Genomic DNA, 22,147 nt, shown 5'->3' with positions numbered 1-22,147 from the left:
TAGTCAAATAATTTACTTTAAATTCTACAAATGTTAATAAATGGATATAATTTTCGAGATTCAAAAAGTTTTAAAAAAGCATGTTAGTATGTCTTATAAGGGATAGTATTGTCATATTGTTGTCATTGGCGTATGTGATAATAAGTGTATAGTAAGAATGGAGGTGAAAATATGATGCATTCAAATCCTGCAATTGGCATTGCTTTTGGCATAGCCCATGTTGCTGCAGCGGGAGGCTTTTTCTATCTGCTATACCATATTGCAAAATCATTAAGACGTATTGCAAACCACTTAGATAAACAATAAAAAGAAGCCTCAGCTTTTAGAGGCTTTTTTTATAGACAGAGAGTATAAGTTTTATAGGTGGAACAACATAAAATTTATGAACCACAAAGGAGATACAAATAAGTTATAAATAGACCACTTTGTGTCCTTTGCGTCTTTGTAGTTCAATACGTTTTTATATGTTTTTTTAAAAACGAGTAGAGTTTTTCACATATTTGTTATTTTGTCGTTGTTTCAATAAAATGGGTAATGACATTTCGGTATTCGGCTTGGCTGTCGAAAATAGCCATGGCATGTCCTGTGTCAGGGAAGGTATGGATTTGGCGATAGCCTTTGGTAGCGGCATATAATTGGTGGGACATACTCACAGGAACAAGGGGATCTGTCTCTCCATGTAGATATAAGATGGGTGTAGTGACGGTTTCAACCGCGTGGATCGGAGATACATCTTCATAAAAAAAACGATTTTGGATATAGGCCACTGCGCTGGAATATTTTAATAAGGTTTTGATCCATAGGGGATTATGAGAATTTACGGCGGCACCAATTTGTTTGGTTAGCAAGTCTTCTAAGTTGCTATAAGCGCTGTCAATAATATAAAAATCTACTTGTTTAGAGGATTCATTGAGCTGTGCTTGCATAAGTGCTGTCGCTGCTCCCATGGAGATTCCATGTACGCCAATGACTCCCTTTGGATGCTCGCTGGCCACCCATTTCACCCATGCCTCAAGATCGTATTTTTCATAGAATCCCCATGTTGTGGAGGTTCCGCCGCTTTCGCCATGGGCTCTTGAGTCATAGATTAAAACATTGTAGCCCTGATCCAGGTAGATATTCACATACCATAAGCTCATTAAGCGGTTGGCAGCAATGCCGTGTACGATAATGACCGTCTTATTAGAAGGATCTGCATAAGGTAAGTAGGTTCCTTTTAAGTAATAGCCAAAAGGCGACTGGATATTGGTAGAGTGCCAATTTTTTGTTTGCAGACCTCTTTGTAAGCGAGATTTGAGTGGATTGAATCTCTCTAAGCTGGTGCGGGTATTTAATACGCAGAATTCTTTATAAAAAACCGCACCAGCGAATAAACCAGCTACATTTATGACAAAGACGAGAACAATGATAATTACTAACAGCACTTGCCAATGAATTTTGCGTTTATATGCTTTTAATGCAGTATCTTCATACATGTTGCCAGCCTCCAGTGATGTATACTATCAATTATATTGTAGAAGATGATAAGATAATAGACGTGATATTTTTGTTAAGAAGAATGCCAAAGAATAAAACCTCCGATGCCGTGGAGGTTTTTTTAGGTTTAAACAGAATAAGTAACCTTATAGATTGTACGGACGAGAAAGAGTTGACTCCGAGGTGAAGTGTTAAGTCATTAGAGTCGACGGTGAACGTATCTGGTGACTTGGATCACGAGATAAAGTCTAGAGAACATAAGGGAGTAAAAGGTATGGCTCAATTTCATAAGGGGAGAAATAATTTAAGCGGAAAGGCCAATCGAAGTCTATTTGCAGGAATCGTACTTTTAGTGCTTGTGTGTATGTCTTTTTATCTAATTTTTGTGCATAAATTGCAGGTAAATCAGTGGTATTATTTAGCGCCGCTGATCATTGCCATTGTTTTATCCAGTTATTATATTAGACGCGGAGTTATATTTCGTTTTGGTGCAAAAGGGGAAACGATAGGCTTAGTAGAAGCACTGCACCTTCCTGAGGACTATCATGTCTTTACTAATGTGAGTATTTCGTATCAAAATTATAGTCAAGAAACGGACTTGATTATAGTAGGTATGAAAGGGGTATATGTAGTAGAGGTTAAAAATCACAATGGTCACATTGTAGGAGATGCACAAGATGCGGAATGGACGCAGCATAAAGTAGGGCGGGGCGGCGGAAAATATTCTAAGAAAATGGTCAACCCTGTAAAGCAGGTGAAAGGGCAAGTATATAAACTGTCTAAATTTTTAAAGGAACAAGGGATTAATGTATGGGTCGAGGGTATTGTTTTATTCACGAATGAAGCAGTCCATGTAAGGGCTCATAATAGTAGTGTACCCGTTTTATTTCATGATAATCAATTGAATCATTATATTCTGACCTGCAAAAATCGTCAATATTTGAATAAAACCTTAATTCATAAAGTCGTAGAAATCCTTTCTTCCTTGCAGAAGAAGTAGCTGGAAAAAATGGAGTGTTACAATGAAAACTAAGCTCGTTACATTAGAAGATGTCTTAGCAGCAAAAGAAGCTAGGTATAATAGGCAGCAAGTGTTTAAAGAAAAGTATCAAGAGACGATAGTCAGTATTACCTTAAATGTGCCAGGGGCAGTAAAAGACACTCCTGTCTTAAGACGCCTTAGGGATTATGCTGCGCAAGAAGTGAAAAAACAATTTGAAATCCTAGGAGAGGAGCAGATCAATCTATCAACAGGTCCGGAAGCCTTACTTGCAATCGACAATGAGGGGTGGTTAGTCAAGAAAGCAGCGGAGAAGATTGAGGAGGCATTTGCTTTTTCTCGGCTATTGGATATTGATGTATTTGACCAAGCCGGTATGCTCTTATCCCGTCGGGATAAGGGGAAAGGGCGGAACTGTTTTGTTTGTGGCGGAGAATTTGTAGTGTGCCGGCGAGAAGGACGGCATAGTATGCAGGATTTGTTGCATGTAGTGGAAAAGCTGTTATATCAATTTAGAGCCTATGAAACCAGGTGTATTAGCCCTGTTGCTGAAAGAATCGGAGCATTGGCGATTGAAGCTATGTTATATGAAGTCACATGTACCCCCTCGCCAGGTTTGGTGGACCGAATCAATAGTGGTGCTCATCAGGATATGGATTTTTATAGTTTCATGGCAAGCTCAGCTTCTCTCGGCAGTTATATGAATCGTTGTGCTCAGGCCGGGATTCTTCATGAAGGAACTGTAGAAGCCTTATTGCCAGTACTAAGAATTATCGGTTTGGAAGCTGAACAAGCGATGCTAGCGGCCACTCGGGGCGTTAACACGCAAAAGGGATTGATTTTTTTACTCGGAATTATGACGGGGATTGCTGGATGGCTTCATGGACGTTCATTGCCTGTAACGCAAAGCACTGTACTAGAACATGCTTCACAAATGGTAAATGGGATTGTAGAAAAAGAATTGGCAGGGGCTATTCATAAGAGTGGGCAAGAGCTGACTGCTGGAGAACGTTTATATGTTACCTATGGCATTACGGGTATTCGTGGAGAATTAGCAGAAGGTTTGCCATCGGTACGATATAAGGCTTTGCCGGCCTTGCGGGATGCCTTGGATAAGGGGCTATCAATCAATGACGCTTTAGTACATACGTTGTTGGTGCTTATGACTTGCGTAGATGATACTACCGTCATGCACCGCCATCATCCTGATAAGATGAGAGTATGGGTTCGGGAACAGGCGCAAATGGTAATTGAGGCAGGCGGTATGGAAACTAGTGATGGACGGGATCGGTGTAAGGCTTTAGATCAAGAATTTATTCAAGAAAATGTCAGTCCTGGTGGCGTTGCAGATTTGTTGGCTGTGACATGGTTTTTGCATTCATTATAACTGTCGTAAGAAAGGGAGGGATGGAGCAGCAGTATATAATATAGCAAAAATAAAGATTCATGTAGAAAAAAAATAAAGTTTTTCTAAAAGAGTGGCTATTCCCACTTTTATAGTTATGAAAACTGTGGTAGAATAGATAATGAAGCAGCGGAGTTAATGATTACTTAGTGTTGGGGTGGATGCTGAGATAATCTTGGGGGAACTCCGTTGCCCCGAATTTTATAAAGTACTACAGCTATTCTCGCGGAAGCGGGTTTTTTTGTTATATGAACCACAAAGGCACAATGCCGCTATCGCAGCACACAAAGGAGAACACAAAAAATAAAATCCTTTGTGTACTTTGCGCCTTTGTGGTTCGATTCGTTTATCTGCTTTATTATAAAAGAGTTTTAAATAATGTATAGCGTTATGAAATGCAAAGAACACGAAGAATAGAAAATATTTCTTCGTGTTCTTTGCGTTCCTTCGCGGTTCAAATGTTTTTATTATTTCCGATAATTCTCTGGTATTGTTTCTTGTGAAAAGTGATCCCAGCCGAGCCTTTCAATAACCTGTCCTAAGCGTTCTTTGCTTTTTCCATGCTGGCGGAAGTAGGTTAATATGCTGTTCACGATAGACGTAATCTCATCGGCACGTACCTTTTCGGCGACGGGGGTTGCAATTTGTGCAGAAAAGCCTGAGTTGCCGCCGACCACTAAGGTATATCCTTTGGCTGTGCCATACATGCCAATATCTTTAACAAATGGTTCAATGCAGCAATTTGGACAGCCACTAACACCAATGCGCAGCTTACTGGGTAATTCTTGACCGAAGAATTCTTTGTCCAGGGCAAGACCTAAGCCTGTACTATCTTGCAGCGCTCTAGGACAGTCGGGTTTTCCAGGACAGAAAGCAACGGCACGTACTTGTTTTGCAATGAAAGATTCACCTTGGCAGCCAAGTTCGGCTATGGCTTTTTCTCCATCTGCAAGGTTAAGTCCTATAATCGTAATCGTATTTCCCACTATCTTTAATGATCCATTATATTTATCAGCGATATCGGCAATTTGTCTAAGTTGAGCAGCGGTAGTTAAACCACCAGGTATGTGGGGTGTTACGGGGAATTTAATTTTTTTGTTTAGAAAGGGTATGCTTGCTAATGGTATTGTCATGAAAGACCCTCCTTAGATGGTAATGGTGCTTTCTTTTTATTATAAGTGGATGTTTGTCACAGTCTGTGACGAATATCACAGTTTAGACATTATTTATTAAGAGATAGCACTCCTCTATTCCTAGCTGGTATGGATAAACATTTTTAAAGGCAGGATTTTGTAAAAATATGGCGAAATGCTATATACAACATCACGATGCAATGTAGAAAATACTGTTATATATTTAAAATGGAGTGATAGGAATGAAGGGAACAGTTGTTGCCACTTGGATCAGTACTGCTCGTAATGCGTGGGGCCAGGATTTGGTCAACAAAGCAATGGCGAGTGCAGGATGGGCGAAGGATCGTATTGTTGGCCCAACGGAAGACGTTGAGGACAATGGGGTCAAAAAGTTTATAACCTCTTTGGCGACTTCCTTAGACAAATCAGAGGATGACATTTGGTTAACCATTGGGAAAGATAACGTTAGAGCTTTCTTAGCTGTCTATCCAGCTTTTTTTCAGCAGGAGACCTTGTATTCTTTTCTTAGATCCATGTATGATGTGCATGTAGTTGTTGTACAACGAATTCCAGGTGCTAATCCGCCAGAGATTTTAATTGAACCCATTTCAGAATATGAGGCAATTTTTAGTTATAAATCAAAACGAGGGATGTTTGGTTATCTCAATGGTCTTCTTCTCGGTGGTGCAGAGCATTTTAAGGAAGAGATTAAAACAGAAGTCTTGGAAAAGTCTGCTGAGCATGTAAAATTAAAAATTCGGTTCTCGAAACCTATTACATATAATAAAAAATATCGTGTGAATCAGCTGTTATCTTTTGGTTTTATCAAAAGATTGCCCGTCAAGATCGGCGTAGCGGTTGCTCTCATGACTGCTGCAGCAAATGGGATATTAGCCTTGTTTGGTGTTTCTGTTCCCTTATGGTCAGCTGTGGTTAGTGGGGGGATTGCAGGGATTGTATCTTCCCTTTTGTTAACACCTTTTGCTGCGATCCATGAAGAACTCCAAAATATGCAGGAGCGCAAGTACTTCCATGAAACCAATCTTTATACTGGTGATGAGTTCGAAGGTATTATGCAAGGCTTATCCTTGTATAAAAAACGATTAAAGCGTGAGTTTGTAGGATTTAAAGGTACTGGCGATGAAATGAATAAATATGCGGATACCTTTAATGTATTAGCTGATGAAATGAAGGATACTTCCCGGGGTATTTCCGGCGTGGTGTATGACGTAGCAACTGCTGCTGGTAATCAGGCTATTGAGACTACTGAGGCAGTTGGTATTTTAAGTGGTAATTTAGAGACGTTAAAAACCTTTGTCGTAGAGCAAAATCGTAACAAAATACAACTAGAAGCAGCCGTATCGGAAATTAATCAAGGTTTTCGAGAGGTAGAGACATCGGGATCTAAGTTACAGCATAGTCTGGAGAAATTCGCTGAAGTGAAAGAGTCGGCCAATAACCTGCAGTCCCAAGCTGCTAAAATTACGGAAATTACGGGGATGGTGGCAGCGATTGCAGGACAGACCAATCTATTGGCCCTCAATGCTGCGATTGAGGCAGCACGGGCCGGTGAGCAGGGCAGAGGTTTTGCTGTTGTAGCAGAAGAAGTACGCAAATTAGCAGAGCAGTCGCATCATCATTCGGATAGTATTACCAGTGATCTTAAGATTTTAATGGAGATTATTAGTGGTGTGGTATCGATGATTGAGGAAGAATATGATGTATTGGCAGTGGAAAGTCATCAGCTCAATGAGGTAGTAGCTAGTAATAGCCGCCATGTAGGTAATGTACAGAATGTTGCTACGAATATTGTAGAGATGATTGGAAAATTGGAATATGAGATGACTGGACTTGGGCAGGTGTATGGTAAAATTGAGTCCTTGGCAGCAATTTCCCAGGAGAATTCGGCAGCGAGTCAGGAAGTCAGTGCATCAGTTCAGATTTATAATGACAAGCTTGTAGATATGATGGGGAAAATTGGTGAATTTAAGGTTGTAATCCAGCATTTCGGGCAAGATATCAATCAGTATCGTACTTGATAGAGCCGGTTGTCTTTATTGAGTAGGTTAGGCAGGAATACGCCTACCTACTCATTTTTTTTGTGAAAGCAAATGATTGAAAAAATGCATGGATTGGAAAGAATAATAACAAGAAAACTATGGATTTTATTCAATATGTGATATTATTTTTCTAGGAAAACATAAATTCGATAAGATAATGATAAACAGACATTACCTTGTCTTTTCTTCAAAATTTAAAAGAAAGATCTTCCAATGGTGGATCATTTGTATACTGGTATGTAGAGAATATGAAATATATGGAGGATTTGTATGATACGGGAACGGCGCAGTAAAGAAAAACTAATGAATTATTATAAAAAATTTATTGATGAAGGCGTGATGGATCCTAATGTGCATCCATGGGTGGCCGAGTCTTGGGAACAAAGTAAAGAACTGGGGATCACTTCCCAAGTCATGCCGAAATTAGTGAAGCTTTCCAAGGACGAGCTGGCTCGGCGGCAATATTTGCATCATCCTGCTATGGACTATTTGAATGGATTATATAACGAGACACGAGAACATTTTAATGTATATAACTTAAGCTTGCTGTTACTTGATCAAGATTGTTATGTAATGAAAAATTATGCCCTGCCTTTTTTCCAAAAGAGCCCTGGTCAATTAGAGGGGGCCAGGCTTGCTGAGGAAGATATCGGAACGTCAAGTATTAGTATTGTACATGAACATAAATCTCCCTTTTTATTATTTGGTCCGGAAATGTGGATTAAAGAGTGCCAAGACGGTGATGCCTGTTCTGTTCCTATTATGGTAGATGGACAACTTGTATATATTGTGACCATTGTTTCTGTAGAGCAAGAAGAGTTACCTCATAGCGCAGTTGTTTCCTTGCTGCTTAGTATTCGATATGCTATGGAACAACATTTGACAATGCTGGCGCAGCTGGAGGCTCGTCATGTTATTTTGGATTCTGTACCCTTTGCAGTGTATCATATCATACCAGGCGGCGATGTTGTATATAGCAATAAATTGGGGAAAAGCCGCTTAGCGGGTATTGATGCCGTAGGGACGAAGGATGTAGTGGCGAATTTAAATGATGTGGTCTTAAATTATCGACATACACCCTTGTATAAAGGTTTCAAAGGTATACCATCCTATAACAAGGAAGTCACATGGATTACCCAGCGAAAAACCTATGAAGATATTACAACAGTAGTGCCTTTAGAACAGGATAAAGCGGTAACAAGCGTAGTGGCGGTATCATTGCCAATTGAAGATTTAAGAACTCTTGTCGCTCATGCTGTTGGATATAAGGCTAGGTATAGTCTGACCAGTATGGTTGGAGAAACTCCTGTCTTTATTACCATGCAGGAAAAAGCAGGCAGAGTGGCCCGGAATAATCATCATCTATTGCTGCAGGGTGAATCGGGTACAGGTAAACAGCGTATGGCCCATGCGATTCATCAGGCAAGCGGCAGAGCCGCTGGACCTCTTATTTCTTTAAAGTGTGGTGATATATTACCGGAGGTACTGGAAGAAGAGCTGTTTGGCAGTGGTGAATATCGAGATGAAAGCCGTCCAGGAAAATTGGAATTGGCAAATGGTGGAACTTTATTTTTGGATGAGATTGAAAAGATGCCCATGCATGTGGCAGCTCGTTTAGCAAATGCTCTAACAACGTGTAAGGTATGCCGTTTAGGTGAAAAGGTGGAGCGTGGTTTTGATATTCGCATTATTGCTGCTTGTGATAGTGATTTAAAGCGGCTCACGGAGAAGGGGGCTTTCTTCTCGCCCTTGCACGAGGTCATCTCAAAAAGCATGATTCGTATTCCTCCATTGCGGGCGAGGCGGGAAGATATTCCTCTGCTCGCAGAACATATTATTTGTGAATTAGCGGAACAACATAATATGCCAGTGAAAGAGTTGCAGAGTGAAGCAAAAGAGCTCTTAATGTCTTATGAATGGCCTGGAAATATTAAACAGCTCCAGGGGGTTGCGGAACAAGCCTTCTTTAATACAGAGGGCAATACAATTGCTCTAAAGGACATAAGTTTATTAGGTGAGACTGGTGTCAGCACGGCATGGAAAGAGGATAAGGATATATTTGTTGAGGCTTGGAAAGTTGCTGGCGGTAATATTAGCCGCTTGGCAAATATGCTGGATGTCAGCCGTGTTACACTATATCGATATTTGAAAAAGTTTGGTTTAGACAAAGAATAGTAAAGGTACAGGTGGGAATGGGATGCGACTGAGAAGAAAGCCGTGGGTGGATGCGGCATTGGAAGAATATGGTGATATTGTAGTAATAAAAGAGATACCTTTTGGTGTGCCTGAGCAGCCAGGTTCTAGCCTAGAAACATTAAATGCACATGAACATCGAAAGGGGCAGTGGCATGAAGTTTTTGGCCGAAAAGCACCTCTTTACGTTGAATTAGGTACAGGTAAGGGGCAATTTATTAGTGAACTGGCTGAGAAAAATCCAAAAATTAATTTTATTGGCATTGAAGCGCAGCAGGATGTCTTATATTATGCAGCCCAAAAAGTGAGAGAAAAGGGACTGACCAATGTTCGTTTGCTGGTGTTTGATATTAATCACGTATTGGATATTTTTGCTCCAGGGGAAGTCGATCGGTTATATATTAATTTTTGCGATCCATGGCCGAAGGTTAGACATGCGAAGCGTCGGTTAACCCATGTAAATTTTTTAAACAAGTATCGGATTCTTTTGCATGCTGGTGGTGAAATATTTTTTAAAACAGACAACAGACCTTTATTTGAATTTTCTTTAGAACAATTTGAGGCTTGCAATCTGCAGGTCGCTAAGGTAACCTTTGATTTGCACAACAGTGATTATCAAGGCAATGTTATGACGGAATATGAAAAGAAATTTAGCGGTATGGGCACACCGATTAATCGGTGTGAAGTAAAATTTCCATAATAGTATAGGAATGGTAGAAGAAAGAGACCTTCTGGGATAGTCGAAGATATGCTATCGTAGAAGGTTTCTTGCTATGTTTTTAGAAAAAGGAATATAACATTTATATGCTTTAGGTGGTGGATAAGTGCGACTTAGCCGCTCTTAACTCCCACTGTTATAGAATGGGAGTTTTAGAGCGGTTTAGTCATCGATAAAAATAAAACTGCCAGGTTCCATTTTTTTATGACAGAATTTAAAGTTTCGGCATAGAATGTAATAAATGTGTAGTGGGATCAAAAAGGGAGAGTGTTGCTATGTCGTCGCGTCAACTCATGTCATATATGGTTCCTGAGCCCTTGGAACCACTCAACTTAGAAGAAGTAAAATTTTGGATACGGATTATGGAAGAGCATGCTTTATTTATTAAGTCGGGGCTGCCTTGTGATCAGGAAGATTTTATTGATGATGCTCAAGCTTTTTACCAGGAGTTTGAGTCTTTGCGCGTACGGGCAGAGCGATTGCAAAATGACAAGAAATTCATGGAGCTAGTGACTGACACCCAGGCCTTATTAAAAGAGTTTTATACGTTTAAGCGTGATTTATTACATCGCATGTTAGAGTGCAAGCTGGGTGGCTATAACTTTCCGTTACTTCTTGATCATATGGCTCGCGAAGCCGAGTATTTTATGCGCCTGTTAGATAAAATTAAAAATGGAAAAGTGGCTTTATCTGGGGGCACAAAGGCCCAGGAAAATGTATTTTGGCTGCGAATTATGGCAGACCATGCTAAATTTATTAGTCATTTGTTAGATCCGTCAGAGCGGAACCTAATTCAAACAGCGAATAGTTTTTCTCAAGAATTTGATGACCTTTATCTGCAAGGTCGTGACTTTTCTAGTATGCTGCAGGGCTATCCGGAAGTGGCCTCGTTCAAACGTTTCCTGCAGGATGTTCGTGCTGCTGTGTTGCGCATTAGGGATTTTAAACGTGCTGCTGAAGAGATGATCAGAGAGTGTCGGTTAGTCGGTTTGATCCCGGCTCTACTAGCCGATCATGTAAGGCGAGAAGCCGATCATTTTCTCTTAATTTTGACAATGATGGAAAAAGGAATTATGAAGAACACAACGGCTGCATCGTTAGAATACTGTGATGAGCCCTCTTCGATATCTAACCTTGCAGATCTGGAAAAATGCTCTATACCTGGTATGATGAATTCGGGGCGAGAAGAAGAGGTTTTACCAGAACCAAAAGAAAGAGAGCCAAAAGTAGAGGAAGCACCACAAGCGAAAATCAGTAATAAAGTAAAAGGAAATAAGGAACAAAAACATAGTCATTTTGAGAGCAAAGGAAAAGCCGTGGAAGAGAAGCTAGTTCTAGAGGATATCCTGATTGAAGAGGATGATAGCTCTTCTACAGTACAGGTAATTGATACTAAAAATAGTGATGCTAAATATAAATGGAGTGGCAAGTGGCCCCGTCAATTAGGGAAGAAAAAGGATTGAATACTTACAGTTAACGAATAAGACTTGGCGTTATGCCAAGTCTTTATTCGTTAACTAGTACCTTGTCAGCTTTAAAACGGTAGGATCATGGCGAGGCTATTTTTCGCAGTACAAGGCGGAGGAGGGAAGCATACCGGGAGTATGCCGACCGACGACAACGAAGGGGTGCGTAGAATAGACCGTCAGTATCCACTGGATTAAGGCTGACAAGGTACTAGATGGTTGTAGTTGTATCGAGATCTGTAGGAAGAATCGGTACAATCGTTATATAGCCTAACAATTCACGCTTTGTATCTGTAACGGATAATAGGCGGCCATTGGCTAAATCAATCATGCTAAGGTCAGCAAAAATATGGCTGGTAGCGATAGCTAACTGACTGCCAGGTACAATATGTAGGCAGGATATAGAACGATTCAGCTCAATGAGGCGGGAAATGGATGCAGTGGTAAGGTCAATCACTGTAATAGAGGCACTTTCTTCATTGACAACATAAGCAGTTTGCTCATTAGGAGAAGCTGCAATGTGGGAAGGATAAGCTGGACATGAGGTTTTATTCTTGGGGTATAAGCAGCTTTGCGACGTCATGGACGCAGGAGTTGTTTCCGTTGCCTTTATGATTGTGAAGATCATAATGCCTTCCAGGGTAAATGTTGTACTAGTAAAAGGTACTAGAATATGTTCATCGCCATGAAGAATTACGTTAGTGGGGATTCCCGGTAAAGAGTATTCCTGTAGTAACTGACCTGCAGGGCTAAAAACTGCCAGCGTACCTTGATTGTCATGTTCCCAGACGCTGTAGATAGCATCATGATCAGCAGCGAGGCCAACACAGGCAGCTTCTGCTGGATTTCCCCAGGCTGTTAGGGACATACTCGGTATGGTCAGAGAATATAATCCGCCATTTGGATCTGCTATATAGGCATAATTTCCTTTTGGTGCGAGTGTAAATTGCGTAGGAGGAGGCAGCTCTATCGGTAAGCGGTAGACGGATTTTTGTTCCAAATTTCCTACGAAGAGCGCGCCTTTCCCATTCGTTTTTACTACAGGCATATAGACTTTACTCTGGTCAGATGATAGCAGCAGCTCGGTTGGGGTGTACTCTGGCGGGTAGGGCATTTCAGCGATGATTTCCCCTTGTTGACCATCAACGAGCAGTAAAGCATGAGTCGTATCATCAATTACAACGAGTTGATAGGGTTGGATTTCCATGTAATCACCTCGGTTATCCCAATTTATAAATGCCGATTTCCTTATATAATATTCTAAAATCTCAATTTGGTTATTGGGTCTAGGGGATTAATTTTGTATAATAGAGATATTGGGTAGTGAAGGAGAAACAAAATGAAGTTATCTCAATTATGGCGGAGTAATGCTGAGGCTGTTATATGCATTTCCATGTTGTTATTTTTGATCGGTACAGTAAATATTTTCAGTGCTAGTTTTGTAGAAGCTGGGCAACAAATGGGAGATGGTTATTATTATTTAAAAAGGCATCTGATTTCCTTTAGTATTGGAATCGTGGCGATGCTGGTTATCAGCAGAATCGATTATCATCGATTTAATCGTTTTCTTTTCCCATTCATGTTATTAACAGTCGGTTTGCTAATTGCGGTACATTTTATTGGTATTGAAGTGAATGGTGCACGGCGTTGGTTAAATATTGGCTTTCAATTCCAGCCTTCGGAATTGGCAAAACTGACCGGCCTTATGATTACTGCTGGATTCTTAGGTCCGCTAATTGACCGTAAGCGCAGAATTACGCTGCTTTCTGCACCTTTCTATATTGCAGCAATATTAGGAATGATCGTATTAAAGCAGCCGGATATGGGGACGGCAGTCATTATCGTTGGTACAAGCCTTATGTTGTACATCATTGCCGGATTGCCAAAACAGCAGTTGTTAACTTTAGTGGGCGGCGGCATTGCCTTATTTATATATGCAACCTTTGCAGCCAGCTATCGGGCGGAGCGTATCGCCGCATGGATCAATCCTTGGGATTACCAATTGGGTATCGGTTATCAGACGGTACAAGGTCTGCTGGCAATTGGTTCTGGCGGATTTTGGGGATCGGGGCTTGGTATGGGATCAAGTAAATTTAACTATTTGCCGGAAGCTCATACCGATTTTGCTTTTGCTGTATTGTGTCAGGAAATGGGATTTATCGGTGCTCTAGGGGTATTATGCCTTATGGGTTTATTAGCCTATTACGGTGTGCGCATTGCCTTGAAGGCTCCAGATGGATTAGGTAAATTATTGACGATGGGCAGTATTTTTTTAATCGTAGGACAGGCCATTATTAACATCTCTATGGTTTCAGGTATATTTCCAGTAGTTGGTGTGCCATTGCCTTTTATTAGTTTCGGAGGCACATCATTAATTGTTAATTTAATGGCAATTGGTCTGATTCTGAGTGTAGGGCGTCAGGCAGATGGTGTTGTACTTCAAGATACTGCACCAGAGCCAGATGCCAGCCGCAGCACTCGTTTAAAATTAGCGAGACAAGCCAGAAGCTTAAACAGAGTTAAATAATGTGAGAATGTTAAACAGGCACAAACCTACGAACTATTAAATATTGTCTATCACTATGCAATATATTACTGAAAATGCTTTTGTATGTGTTTGTTTATCTGATAAAGTTCTACTTGTAATATCAAAATTTATAAATTTTGAGGGTGAAAATAAATAGCGCGTCTACGTTTTTTTCTGATAGTACAGAATCTGATAATCCTATTCTAAAAAAAATACAATGTCCTTAGTGAATAGAGACGGCTGCTAAGCCGTCTCTATTCAACATCGTATAACAAAAGTATAAATTTATGAAGGATGTGGGATAACATACTAGGGAGGTGAGAATGCTATGTTTGGTCTTATTCGTATAGGAGCTTACTTAGTAAGTGGATTAACAGCATGGCAATTTTTCCAAGGTGACGCAGATGGAATCAATTCATTACACAAGCAGCTGGCTCTTGATCCAGCTCGCGGCATGCTTTTCGGTGTATGTGCCGGGGTTAGTGACTATACTGGCATTGATGTCAGTCTCATTCGATTAGCCTGGGCGTTGTTAATCTTATACCGCGGGGCGGGTATCTTATTATACATACTTGCCTTTTTGATTATGCCATCCATTGGCTAACCAGTTTTTTATAAGTATAGAAAATATAAATTTTCTAAGGAAAACGTTAAACGCAGAGGATACAGAGATATACAAAGAACACAGATTGGGGGAGTTATTCTTCTCCAATCTGTGTTCTTTGTGTCCTAGTAAGCGGTTTTATGCTTGTGGTTCAAAATGACTATGTTCTAGCATTTTTCTTATTTTAAGTCACATACAGTGACACCATTACATAAAATGTAATAAGTAGTATGAGGGGAGGATGGATCAGTGAAAAGGAATGTGGATGATGCACAGGTTGAAGAAAAAGGCGAACGGGCTGAAGAAAAGGACGAACGCATTGAAGAAAATGATGAACAAGAAGAGCTGGAAAGGGACAATATGAATATGTGGAATATGAATGATACATGTAATTGTCAAAAGACAAGCGCAAAGATGATGTTAGCCCATGCATACGTTCCATGGCAGTGCTATGATGAAGCTTTTAGTCCTCAAGAGGCGTTAAAGAAGGGAACCTTATTCCCGAGCTTATATGGTGTATATCCGATACCAAGGTAACATTGGGAGGTGAAAGCAGTGAATTGTGAAAAGCAAATGAGTATGCTAAAGAAAATTCAAGAAATGCAATTTGTTGCTGTAGAACTTAATTTATATTTAGATACTCATCCTTGTGATGTAGAGGCGATTAATGATTTCAACTGTGCCGTTCAAATGCTGGAAAAACGTAAAAAAGCTTATCAAGATGAATTTGGACCTCTTTTAAATTTTGGATTTGGCGGATATTCTAAAGAACCATGGCAATGGGCTATGGGTCCATGGCCATGGGAAATGTAGATGGAGGAATCGCTTTATGTGGATATATGAAAAAAGTTTAGAACGTCCTGTAAAAATTAGTAGACCTGACCCGGCATTTGCCAAGCTGGTTATTACTCAGTATGGTGGACCGGACGGCGAGTTGTCAGCCTCACTACGGTATTTGAACCAACGCTACTCAATGCCGACGGATAAAGCAAAAGCTTTACTAACAGACATAGGTACCGAGGAATTGGCTCATATGGAAATGATTGCTGCTTTAGTATATAAATTAATTGAGGGCGCTGATCCTAAGGATATGGAAGCAGCCGGATGGGGTGGTCAATATGCTCAGCACAATCATGGACTATTTTGGACGGATGCTAATGGCGTTCCCTGGTCAGCAAAATACATTGCTTGCCTTGGCGATCCTATTACCGATTTAGCTGAGAATATGGCAGCAGAGCAAAAAGCCCGTACCACTTATGAGCATCTTATTGATTTAACTGATGATCCTTGTGTAAAAGATACACTGCGCTTCTTATGGCAAAGAGAAGTGGTGCATTTTCAGAGATTTGGTGAATGTCTCAATGATGTGCAGGAACATATGAGCAAGATGAACACGTGGTGTGGGTATGAGATGAGGAAATAGGGATCATAATAACCGCCTTAGCGAGGAGAGGACCTTCTTGCTAGGGCGATTTTGTTGTTATTTTGAAGTTATTAAATCGATAAAAGGTGACTGGAAAAACGAATTGTCACTTCTTTGTCATATCTCTAAATTATAATGAGGTTAATCTAATAAAGGAGAAATATAAATGAAAAGTATATTTAAAAAAATAGCTATTTACTCAATGTTAGGCGTCATGCAGCTAGGAATAGGTGCATCAGTAATAGAAGCTTCACCTCAACACCAGGGTTCAATTCCCATGCAGCAACAATATGATCGGCAAGAACAAAAACCAAATCAACCAGAACGTGGTGAAAAGGACCGAAAAGAACGGGAACGTGCTGAGAAGAAACGACATGAACAAGAAATGAAGCGACGTCCTCATGAAACAGAAAATCAATGGCACGACAGGCAGAAAGGTGAAAAAGAACGCCATGAAATAGAATTCCGTAAAATACGGGAACATAGATAAGATCAAATAGCAAATAAAATTGCCGCTCCTTCAAGGAGCGGCAATTTGCATAATCATTTATAGTTTACATCTGCCTTTTAAATTAGGTGGATGGCTTTTAAAATAATTGCGTATATTCTATTTCCATTTTTCGAATCGGCATATTGCCTGTAATGGTTTTTACGTGACTATATTTCACAGCTAATCGATTGGACGGAGTTAGCGCATGAATAGTAGATAGCTGGAAGCCGCGGATACCATTATCGTAACCCCCTAGGCTGGATTTTCCTTTTGGAACAGAGTTATCGAGTAATTTTCCAATAATTAATTTAATAGTTTGCTGCTTAGTCGGGTAGTATTTCATGCCCAGAAGAAAAGCTTGATTTTCAGTGGGAGCGGAGGAATGAATCAGCTCAGTAAGCCATTCTGCTTTGCCCATGGGTGAACTGATGCTAAATCCCGAAAAATCGTCAGCCTGTGTTGGTAGATTTGGTATGCGTAGATAGCTAAATAATAATCGGATACTGCCGGAATAACGAGCCCATTCCATTCCAAAAAAATTGCGGGATTGATTATCGTCAAAAAGAGCTGAATCAAGGCGGCCGCTAGACAGATGATAAGCATTGTGGCCTCTTTTATCACGAATATCAATACCCTGTAACATTCCTTCGCCAACGTTCAAGCTATTATCGAACATAGCTCCAGATGCACCTATATAAGTCTCTTGGCTGCCGATCGTAACCGTTGTACGGGCATTCTTCCATCGCAGGCCATATTGATCAATTGCCGTTTTAGCTGAATCCGCCGCATCACCGCTATAAGACTGATGACCTAAACGCAGAAAAAGTGAGGTTCGTGCAGAGAGTGGAGCTGTTCCAGTTAGACGTATCGTCCGTTCGACAAAGTCCATATTGGCAATATTGGGATGTTTGTATTGGCGTGATTCGTATTTGACAGTTGTTTTCCCCTCCATTATCAGTTGCTGAGCTTGTGCAAGATTGGGTAAAGAGAGTAAAAAAATAAGGAGTAGGAGATAGGTCATCACTTCATTCCTTTCGTTAATAATTGAAATATAGTCATATGCTTCTTAGACTAATGAGTATTCTAAGAAGTAAGAGAAAAATCCTTTTTGGTTTATTTGTTTAATAGGAAAACTTATAAAGATCCCCCTCTTTTACTATAGTAGGGAAGAAAAAACAATGAAAATATGCTGATGTGGATAATGGAGATTTATAGTATAATATATCATAAGAGAATGCTTGGCTTTGTAACAATATTGGGAGGCGAATATGTGATTAATATTTTGTTAGTTGGTGGCGGTAGAGGTGGCGTTGGGATTATAGAAATGGTGAGTCAAGTACCGGACATAGAAGTTGTCGGGGTTGTGGATGTAAAATCAGATGCTGTAGCAATACAACTGGCACAAAGATTAGGAATTCGTACCTTTACAGATGTTCGTGACGGTCTTAAAATGCCAATAGTTAATGTAGTGCTGAATATTACCGGCAATCAGAAAGTAAATCAATTAATTGAAGAATATAAATCGCCGAATGTTAAAGTGGTAGATGATTTTATTACGGGTATGCTGTACCATTTAATTAAATCTCAGGTTTTAATGAGCGAAGAATTGAATGAGAAGGTTGCTGTGTTATCACAATCCGTAAGTGAAGCTAAAAGTCATATTAATAATACTCACGAAGTGATTGATTTTATTAATAAGGTATCCCAGCAGACGAATTTACTTGGTTTAAATGCAGCGATTGAGGCAGCTCGGGCAGGCGAACATGGCAGAGGCTTTGCAGTCGTAGCCACTGAAGTCCGCAAGTTATCGGAAGATAGTGTAGAGGCAACCAAAAAGATTAATGATATCTTAGGAAATATTGAAATGTCGATGCAGCATATTATTACTGGCATTGAAGAAACGGCTGCGGTAGCAGAAAAACATACAAAAAGAGAATTAATTACAGGCGCAAGCAATAAGTAAAATGAGATAGCCTTCGAGCAACCACAGCTCGCGGGCTCTTTCTTTGAAATGGAGACTAAAATTAATGAATCGTAATACCGTAAGAGTGATGCTATTATTCATGGTACTTGTTATAGGTATGGCAAATCTTATAAGCGTTGGTGAGACAAAGAAGCAAGCAAGGCCAAAGAAGAATCTAGAATTCAAGCAATCTGTACCAGTACGAATAGGCATTGACCGGATCGATGCCTATTCACAGATTTTTGCAGGAAAACGGGTTGGTTTAATTACGAACTCTACAGGAATAAATAGCTCTTTTCAGAGTTCAGTGGATGTGCTGCATGAAAAAACAAATTTAGTCGCCTTATTTTCTCCGGAACATGGGATTCGTGGTGCTGCCAAAGCTGGGGATTCTGTGAATACTGGTGTTGATGAAAAGACTGGACTGCCCATTTATAGTTTATATGGTGCAACGAAAAAACCTACCCTGGAAATGTTGGCTGATATTGATGTATTGGCTTTTGATATACAGGATGTAGGTGCTCGTTCCTATACCTATATTTATACGATGGCTTATGCGATGCAGGCTTGCAAGGAATTGGGGAAAACTATGGTGATCTTTGATAGACCCAATCCAATTGGCGGCACTATGGTTGAAGGGAATCTTATCAAGCCCGGATTTGAATCCTTTATTGGAATGTATCCGATCCCAACAAGGCATGGCATGACGGTAGGAGAGCTGGCCAGACTATTTAATGCGGAGTTTGGTATTGGTTGTGATTTGGTGGTTATTGAAATGACAGGCTGGCAAAGAACCATGAGTTTTGAAGAAACCCATTTGCCCTGGGTGATGACATCACCTAATATCCCTACACCTGATACAGCCCTTGTCTATCCTGGAACGGGTATTTTAGGTGGTACTAATATTTCAGAAGGTGTGGGAACAACAAGACCTTTTGAGTTTGTTGGCGCACCGTGGCTTAATGCATATGAGCTGGCAGAAAAAATGACAGCATTACACCTGCCTGGAGTGATCTTTCGTCCGGCTTATTTTACTCCAAACTTTGGATTATATCAAAATGAGGCATGCGCAGGCGTGCAGCTGCATGTGATTGATAAAAGGACATTCCTGCCGGTAAAAACAGGTATTAGCTTGCTATATAGTATACAAGAAATGAGCGGTGATAAATTTTCCTTTACGCGTAATGGAAAAAATGAAAGCTCTATTGATTTGGTTACGGGTGACGACAGTGTTAGAAAAGGTACATATTCATTAAATGAGTTATATAGTTTATGGGAAAAAGAGATGGATCAGTTTAAGACTATGTCTAAGAAATACTATTTATATTAAATAAGCAGTCGAGAGCATCTGGCAAGAAACTTCTTCACTTTTATATTAGATCCATCTTAATACAACTGGTGTTAAAGAAAAAATGGAAATAAATTACAAAAATAGTTAAGAAGAGCCTGTTATATTTCGATATATTTAATATAGAAGAAGTAAGGAGGGCGGTTCGAATGATTACTAAGGTATCAAGGGTTTATCCAATTGATTTCCAAAAGCATGACAACCCGCAATCCAGGGACGGAATGAAAAAGAAGCAGCAGGAAGAGTTTAAAGACGTGTTAGCGAAAATGTTAGGCAATTCACCAATAAAGCCAGTGGGATTTAAAGGATAGGGATTTAGGATGATTTTTCTCTAGAATCACCTAGTCGCAGCAGGAAAATAAATTTAGTTTGAAGAAGTACTATACAAAGTTGTACAATGAGGTCAACAAAATTCAGTTGGGTTTTTAACACCAGCTGATTTTGTTGACCTTATTTGGATGAAGAAATCCTGATATGGATAAGAGGAGCGTGTAAAAGATGTATTTGCGAATATTATACATCGATCGTATCGGAGTTGTTCATGATATTACCGCTATCCTAGCAAAACGTAGAATTAATATCGTATCTATGGAAGTTGAGAAGAATAAAATTTATTTGGAGTGTCAGAGCGTATCTGTGCAGCAATGCAAGGAATGCATAGCGGAACTATCTTGCATTACTGGCATACAAAGAATCGACGAGATCTCTGCCATGCCATCTAAAGAACGAGCTGAACAGCTTGATGCAATTTTAACATCTGTACATGATGGTATTTTATCTGTTAATTCTGATGGTCTTATTGCACAATACAATCCGGCAGCAGCGCGGATTTTGAATTTACCTGTGAAGAAAGCAGTAGGCAAACCCTTAGGGGCTGCCTTGTTTAAAAATCTGCTAATCCAGGAAACGCTGCAGACAGGCTGTCAGTACCATAATCGAGAGGTATATATTGATGGGGGTAATAGTTATTGTGTAGTCAGTACAATTCCTCTAAAGAATAATGATAATGAAGTTGTTGGCGTGGTTGCCTTAATTCGCGATACACAAGAAGTAAGAAGCCTAATGAATAACATGACAGCTTCCTTGCCGATGACCTTTGCGGATATTCCCTATGCCAGTGCAGTTATGGGACAAGTAGTCAACCAGGCGCGGCGATATGCTGCCAGCGATTCTACCATATTAATCCGCGGGGAAACAGGAACGGGTAAAGAACTATTTGCCAGAGCTTTGCACAGCTCATCAACGAGAGCTTCCGCTGCATTTGTACCGATTAACTGTGCTGCGATTCCTGAGACATTACTAGAAAGTGAGCTTTTTGGATACGCACGAGGGGCTTTTACAGGTGCAGCCAAGGGCGGCAAACCAGGGATGTTCGAACTAGCCAATGGTGGCACATTATTTCTAGATGAAGTAGGAGAAGTATCTGCCCACCTTCAAGTTAAACTACTGCGGGTACTGCAGGAAAAGCGGGTAAGGCGTGTGGGAAGTACGAAAGAAGTGGCTGTTGATGTACGTATTATTGCGGCAACTAACCGCAATTTAGAAGATATGGTTGCGGATAAAATTTTTCGAGAAGATTTATATTATCGTTTAAATGTAATACCTCTTTTAATACCACCCCTCAGGGAACGCTTTGAAGACATTCAACTATTAGGAGAACTTTTTTTAAGACATTTTGCTGAGAAACTACATAATCCAGTTCAGGGTTTTTCTGCTGCTGCATTACAGCGGCTGCAGGATTATAATTGGCCAGGTAATGTACGGGAACTAAAAAATATTATTGAGAGATCAGTGAATTTAGTTGATGGAACAATGGTTCAACCAGAACATATCTTTTTGGGAAGGTTGTCTGGCTCCCAGACAGCACCGCCTACGGTGCAATTCGAAAAATATCAAACATTAGAGGAGCGGCTGGCAGAAGTGGAAGTGATTATATTAAAAGAAACTCTTCGTCGTTTTCGATCTTCGAGACGTATGGGAGCAGTATTAGGGTTATCCCATACCGCAGTACTAAAAAAATTGCGAAAATACGACTTTTCACTGGATTGAACTGGTGATTTATGGAATTTAATTCAATAAAATGGAACCTATTCGTAACAGTGGAATCCATTGTGGAAATTAATAGTTCCGGAATAAGTAGATCTTACTGGATCTTCGACTGAACAGCGAGGTTTTAAAATGTGACTACTTTTGAAGTGTAACAAGTAAAAACCTGATATTTGTTTAGATAGAAGGGCTGATGTATCATAGAAATTCTCTGTATGGCACGGTTTTTGCATTACTATAAGATCATAATACTAATGGTGTCTTTATATATAATAACGAAAGTGGAGGGGATTTA

At 40.1% G+C, this 22,147-nt stretch carries 21 protein-coding genes; 17 read left to right on the top strand and 4 right to left on the bottom strand.

What is annotated here, in order from left to right; all coding sequences use genetic code 11:
• The first annotated feature begins 171 nt into the window (after positions 1-171).
• Entirely contained in the window at positions 172-306 is a 135-nt protein-coding gene (locus JBW_RS26090; protein WP_007954926.1) for a hypothetical protein, read from the top strand.
• A gap of 197 nt (positions 307-503) precedes the next feature.
• Here JBW_RS26090 and JBW_RS22970 read toward each other — a convergent pair whose 3' ends face one another.
• Positions 504-1,475 carry an alpha/beta hydrolase gene (locus tag JBW_RS22970; RefSeq protein WP_007954933.1) on the bottom strand — a complete coding sequence of 324 codons (972 nt, stop codon included), beginning with the start codon at positions 1,473-1,475 and terminating at the stop codon, positions 504-506.
• A 275-nt stretch (positions 1,476-1,750) separates the two neighbouring features.
• On the opposite strand from JBW_RS22970, the gene JBW_RS22965 reads away from it, so the two are divergent.
• On the top strand, positions 1,751-2,476 hold the full coding sequence (locus JBW_RS22965) for a nuclease-related domain-containing protein (protein ID WP_007954935.1): 726 nt from the start codon (positions 1,751-1,753) through the stop codon (positions 2,474-2,476).
• Between the two features lie 22 nt (positions 2,477-2,498).
• On the top strand, positions 2,499-3,863 hold the full coding sequence (citG, locus tag JBW_RS22960) for a triphosphoribosyl-dephospho-CoA synthase CitG (protein WP_007954937.1): 1,365 nt from the start codon (positions 2,499-2,501) through the stop codon (positions 3,861-3,863).
• 485 nt (positions 3,864-4,348) lie between these two features.
• Here citG and JBW_RS22955 read toward each other — a convergent pair whose 3' ends face one another.
• Complete coding sequence (locus JBW_RS22955; protein ID WP_007954939.1) at positions 4,349-5,014, bottom strand: nitrite reductase; 666 nt, start codon at positions 5,012-5,014, stop codon at positions 4,349-4,351.
• A 242-nt stretch (positions 5,015-5,256) separates the two neighbouring features.
• Between JBW_RS22955 and JBW_RS22950 the strand changes: the two genes are divergently transcribed.
• The 4 genes from JBW_RS22950 (at position 5,257) to JBW_RS22935 (ending at position 11,448) form a co-directional block, all read left to right on the top strand.
• Positions 5,257-7,053, top strand: a complete 1,797-nt coding sequence (locus JBW_RS22950; protein WP_007954940.1) for a heme NO-binding domain-containing protein — start codon at positions 5,257-5,259, stop codon at positions 7,051-7,053.
• Positions 7,054-7,344: 291 nt separating this feature from the next.
• Complete coding sequence (locus JBW_RS22945; protein ID WP_007954942.1) at positions 7,345-9,249, top strand: sigma 54-interacting transcriptional regulator; 1,905 nt, start codon at positions 7,345-7,347, stop codon at positions 9,247-9,249.
• A 22-nt stretch (positions 9,250-9,271) separates the two neighbouring features.
• Positions 9,272-9,967 carry a tRNA (guanosine(46)-N7)-methyltransferase TrmB gene (gene trmB / locus JBW_RS22940; RefSeq protein ID WP_007954943.1) on the top strand — a complete coding sequence of 232 codons (696 nt, stop codon included), beginning with the start codon at positions 9,272-9,274 and terminating at the stop codon, positions 9,965-9,967.
• Between the two features lie 293 nt (positions 9,968-10,260).
• The gene (locus tag JBW_RS22935; protein ID WP_007954946.1) at positions 10,261-11,448 is read left to right on the top strand and encodes a DUF2935 domain-containing protein; all 1,188 of its coding nucleotides are present in this window, start codon (positions 10,261-10,263) and stop codon (positions 11,446-11,448) included.
• Positions 11,449-11,662: 214 nt separating this feature from the next.
• Here the strand turns inward: JBW_RS22935 and JBW_RS22930 are convergent, their stop codons facing one another.
• Positions 11,663-12,658, bottom strand: a complete 996-nt coding sequence (locus JBW_RS22930) for a hypothetical protein (RefSeq protein ID WP_007954947.1) — start codon at positions 12,656-12,658, stop codon at positions 11,663-11,665.
• 132 nt (positions 12,659-12,790) lie between these two features.
• Here JBW_RS22930 and JBW_RS22925 point away from each other — a divergent pair, with 132 nt between their 5' ends.
• The 6 genes from JBW_RS22925 (at position 12,791) to JBW_RS22900 (ending at position 16,495) form a co-directional block, all read left to right on the top strand.
• Positions 12,791-13,978, top strand: coding sequence for an FtsW/RodA/SpoVE family cell cycle protein (locus tag JBW_RS22925; protein ID WP_007954949.1), 1,188 nt, complete (start codon positions 12,791-12,793; stop codon positions 13,976-13,978).
• 328 nt (positions 13,979-14,306) lie between these two features.
• Positions 14,307-14,582, top strand: coding sequence for a PspC domain-containing protein (locus tag JBW_RS22920; RefSeq protein WP_007954951.1), 276 nt, complete (start codon positions 14,307-14,309; stop codon positions 14,580-14,582).
• A gap of 249 nt (positions 14,583-14,831) precedes the next feature.
• Positions 14,832-15,119, top strand: a complete 288-nt coding sequence (locus tag JBW_RS22915) for a spore coat associated protein CotJA (RefSeq protein WP_007954952.1) — start codon at positions 14,832-14,834, stop codon at positions 15,117-15,119.
• Between the two features lie 18 nt (positions 15,120-15,137).
• The gene (locus JBW_RS22910; RefSeq protein ID WP_007954954.1) at positions 15,138-15,395 is read left to right on the top strand and encodes a spore coat protein CotJB; all 258 of its coding nucleotides are present in this window, start codon (positions 15,138-15,140) and stop codon (positions 15,393-15,395) included.
• A gap of 16 nt (positions 15,396-15,411) precedes the next feature.
• Complete coding sequence (locus JBW_RS22905) at positions 15,412-16,005, top strand: manganese catalase family protein (protein WP_007954956.1); 594 nt, start codon at positions 15,412-15,414, stop codon at positions 16,003-16,005.
• A gap of 166 nt (positions 16,006-16,171) precedes the next feature.
• Entirely contained in the window at positions 16,172-16,495 is a 324-nt protein-coding gene (locus JBW_RS22900; RefSeq protein WP_007954957.1) for a hypothetical protein, read from the top strand.
• 97 nt (positions 16,496-16,592) lie between these two features.
• Here JBW_RS22900 and JBW_RS22895 read toward each other — a convergent pair whose 3' ends face one another.
• Entirely contained in the window at positions 16,593-17,516 is a 924-nt protein-coding gene (locus tag JBW_RS22895; RefSeq protein ID WP_007954958.1) for a hypothetical protein, read from the bottom strand.
• 249 nt (positions 17,517-17,765) lie between these two features.
• On the opposite strand from JBW_RS22895, the gene JBW_RS26150 reads away from it, so the two are divergent.
• The 4 genes from JBW_RS26150 to JBW_RS22880 all read left to right on the top strand — a co-directional run bounded on the left by JBW_RS26150 (position 17,766) and on the right by JBW_RS22880 (position 21,855).
• Positions 17,766-18,458, top strand: coding sequence for a methyl-accepting chemotaxis protein (locus JBW_RS26150; RefSeq protein WP_007954959.1), 693 nt, complete (start codon positions 17,766-17,768; stop codon positions 18,456-18,458).
• A gap of 64 nt (positions 18,459-18,522) precedes the next feature.
• On the top strand, positions 18,523-19,788 hold the full coding sequence (locus JBW_RS22885; RefSeq protein WP_007954960.1) for an exo-beta-N-acetylmuramidase NamZ domain-containing protein: 1,266 nt from the start codon (positions 18,523-18,525) through the stop codon (positions 19,786-19,788).
• Between the two features lie 167 nt (positions 19,789-19,955).
• Entirely contained in the window at positions 19,956-20,117 is a 162-nt protein-coding gene (locus JBW_RS25510; protein ID WP_007935847.1) for a hypothetical protein, read from the top strand.
• Positions 20,118-20,304: 187 nt separating this feature from the next.
• On the top strand, positions 20,305-21,855 hold the full coding sequence (locus JBW_RS22880; RefSeq protein ID WP_007954963.1) for a sigma 54-interacting transcriptional regulator: 1,551 nt from the start codon (positions 20,305-20,307) through the stop codon (positions 21,853-21,855).
• Positions 21,856-22,147: the final 292 nt, after the last annotated feature.

Origin of the sequence: Pelosinus fermentans JBW45 (assembly GCF_000271665.2) — a bacterium.
In the GTDB taxonomy this organism is placed as follows: domain Bacteria; phylum Bacillota; class Negativicutes; order DSM-13327; family DSM-13327; genus Pelosinus; species Pelosinus baikalensis.
Note: the sequence above shows the minus strand (reverse complement) of the source record. Positions and strands in the feature narration are given on the sequence as shown.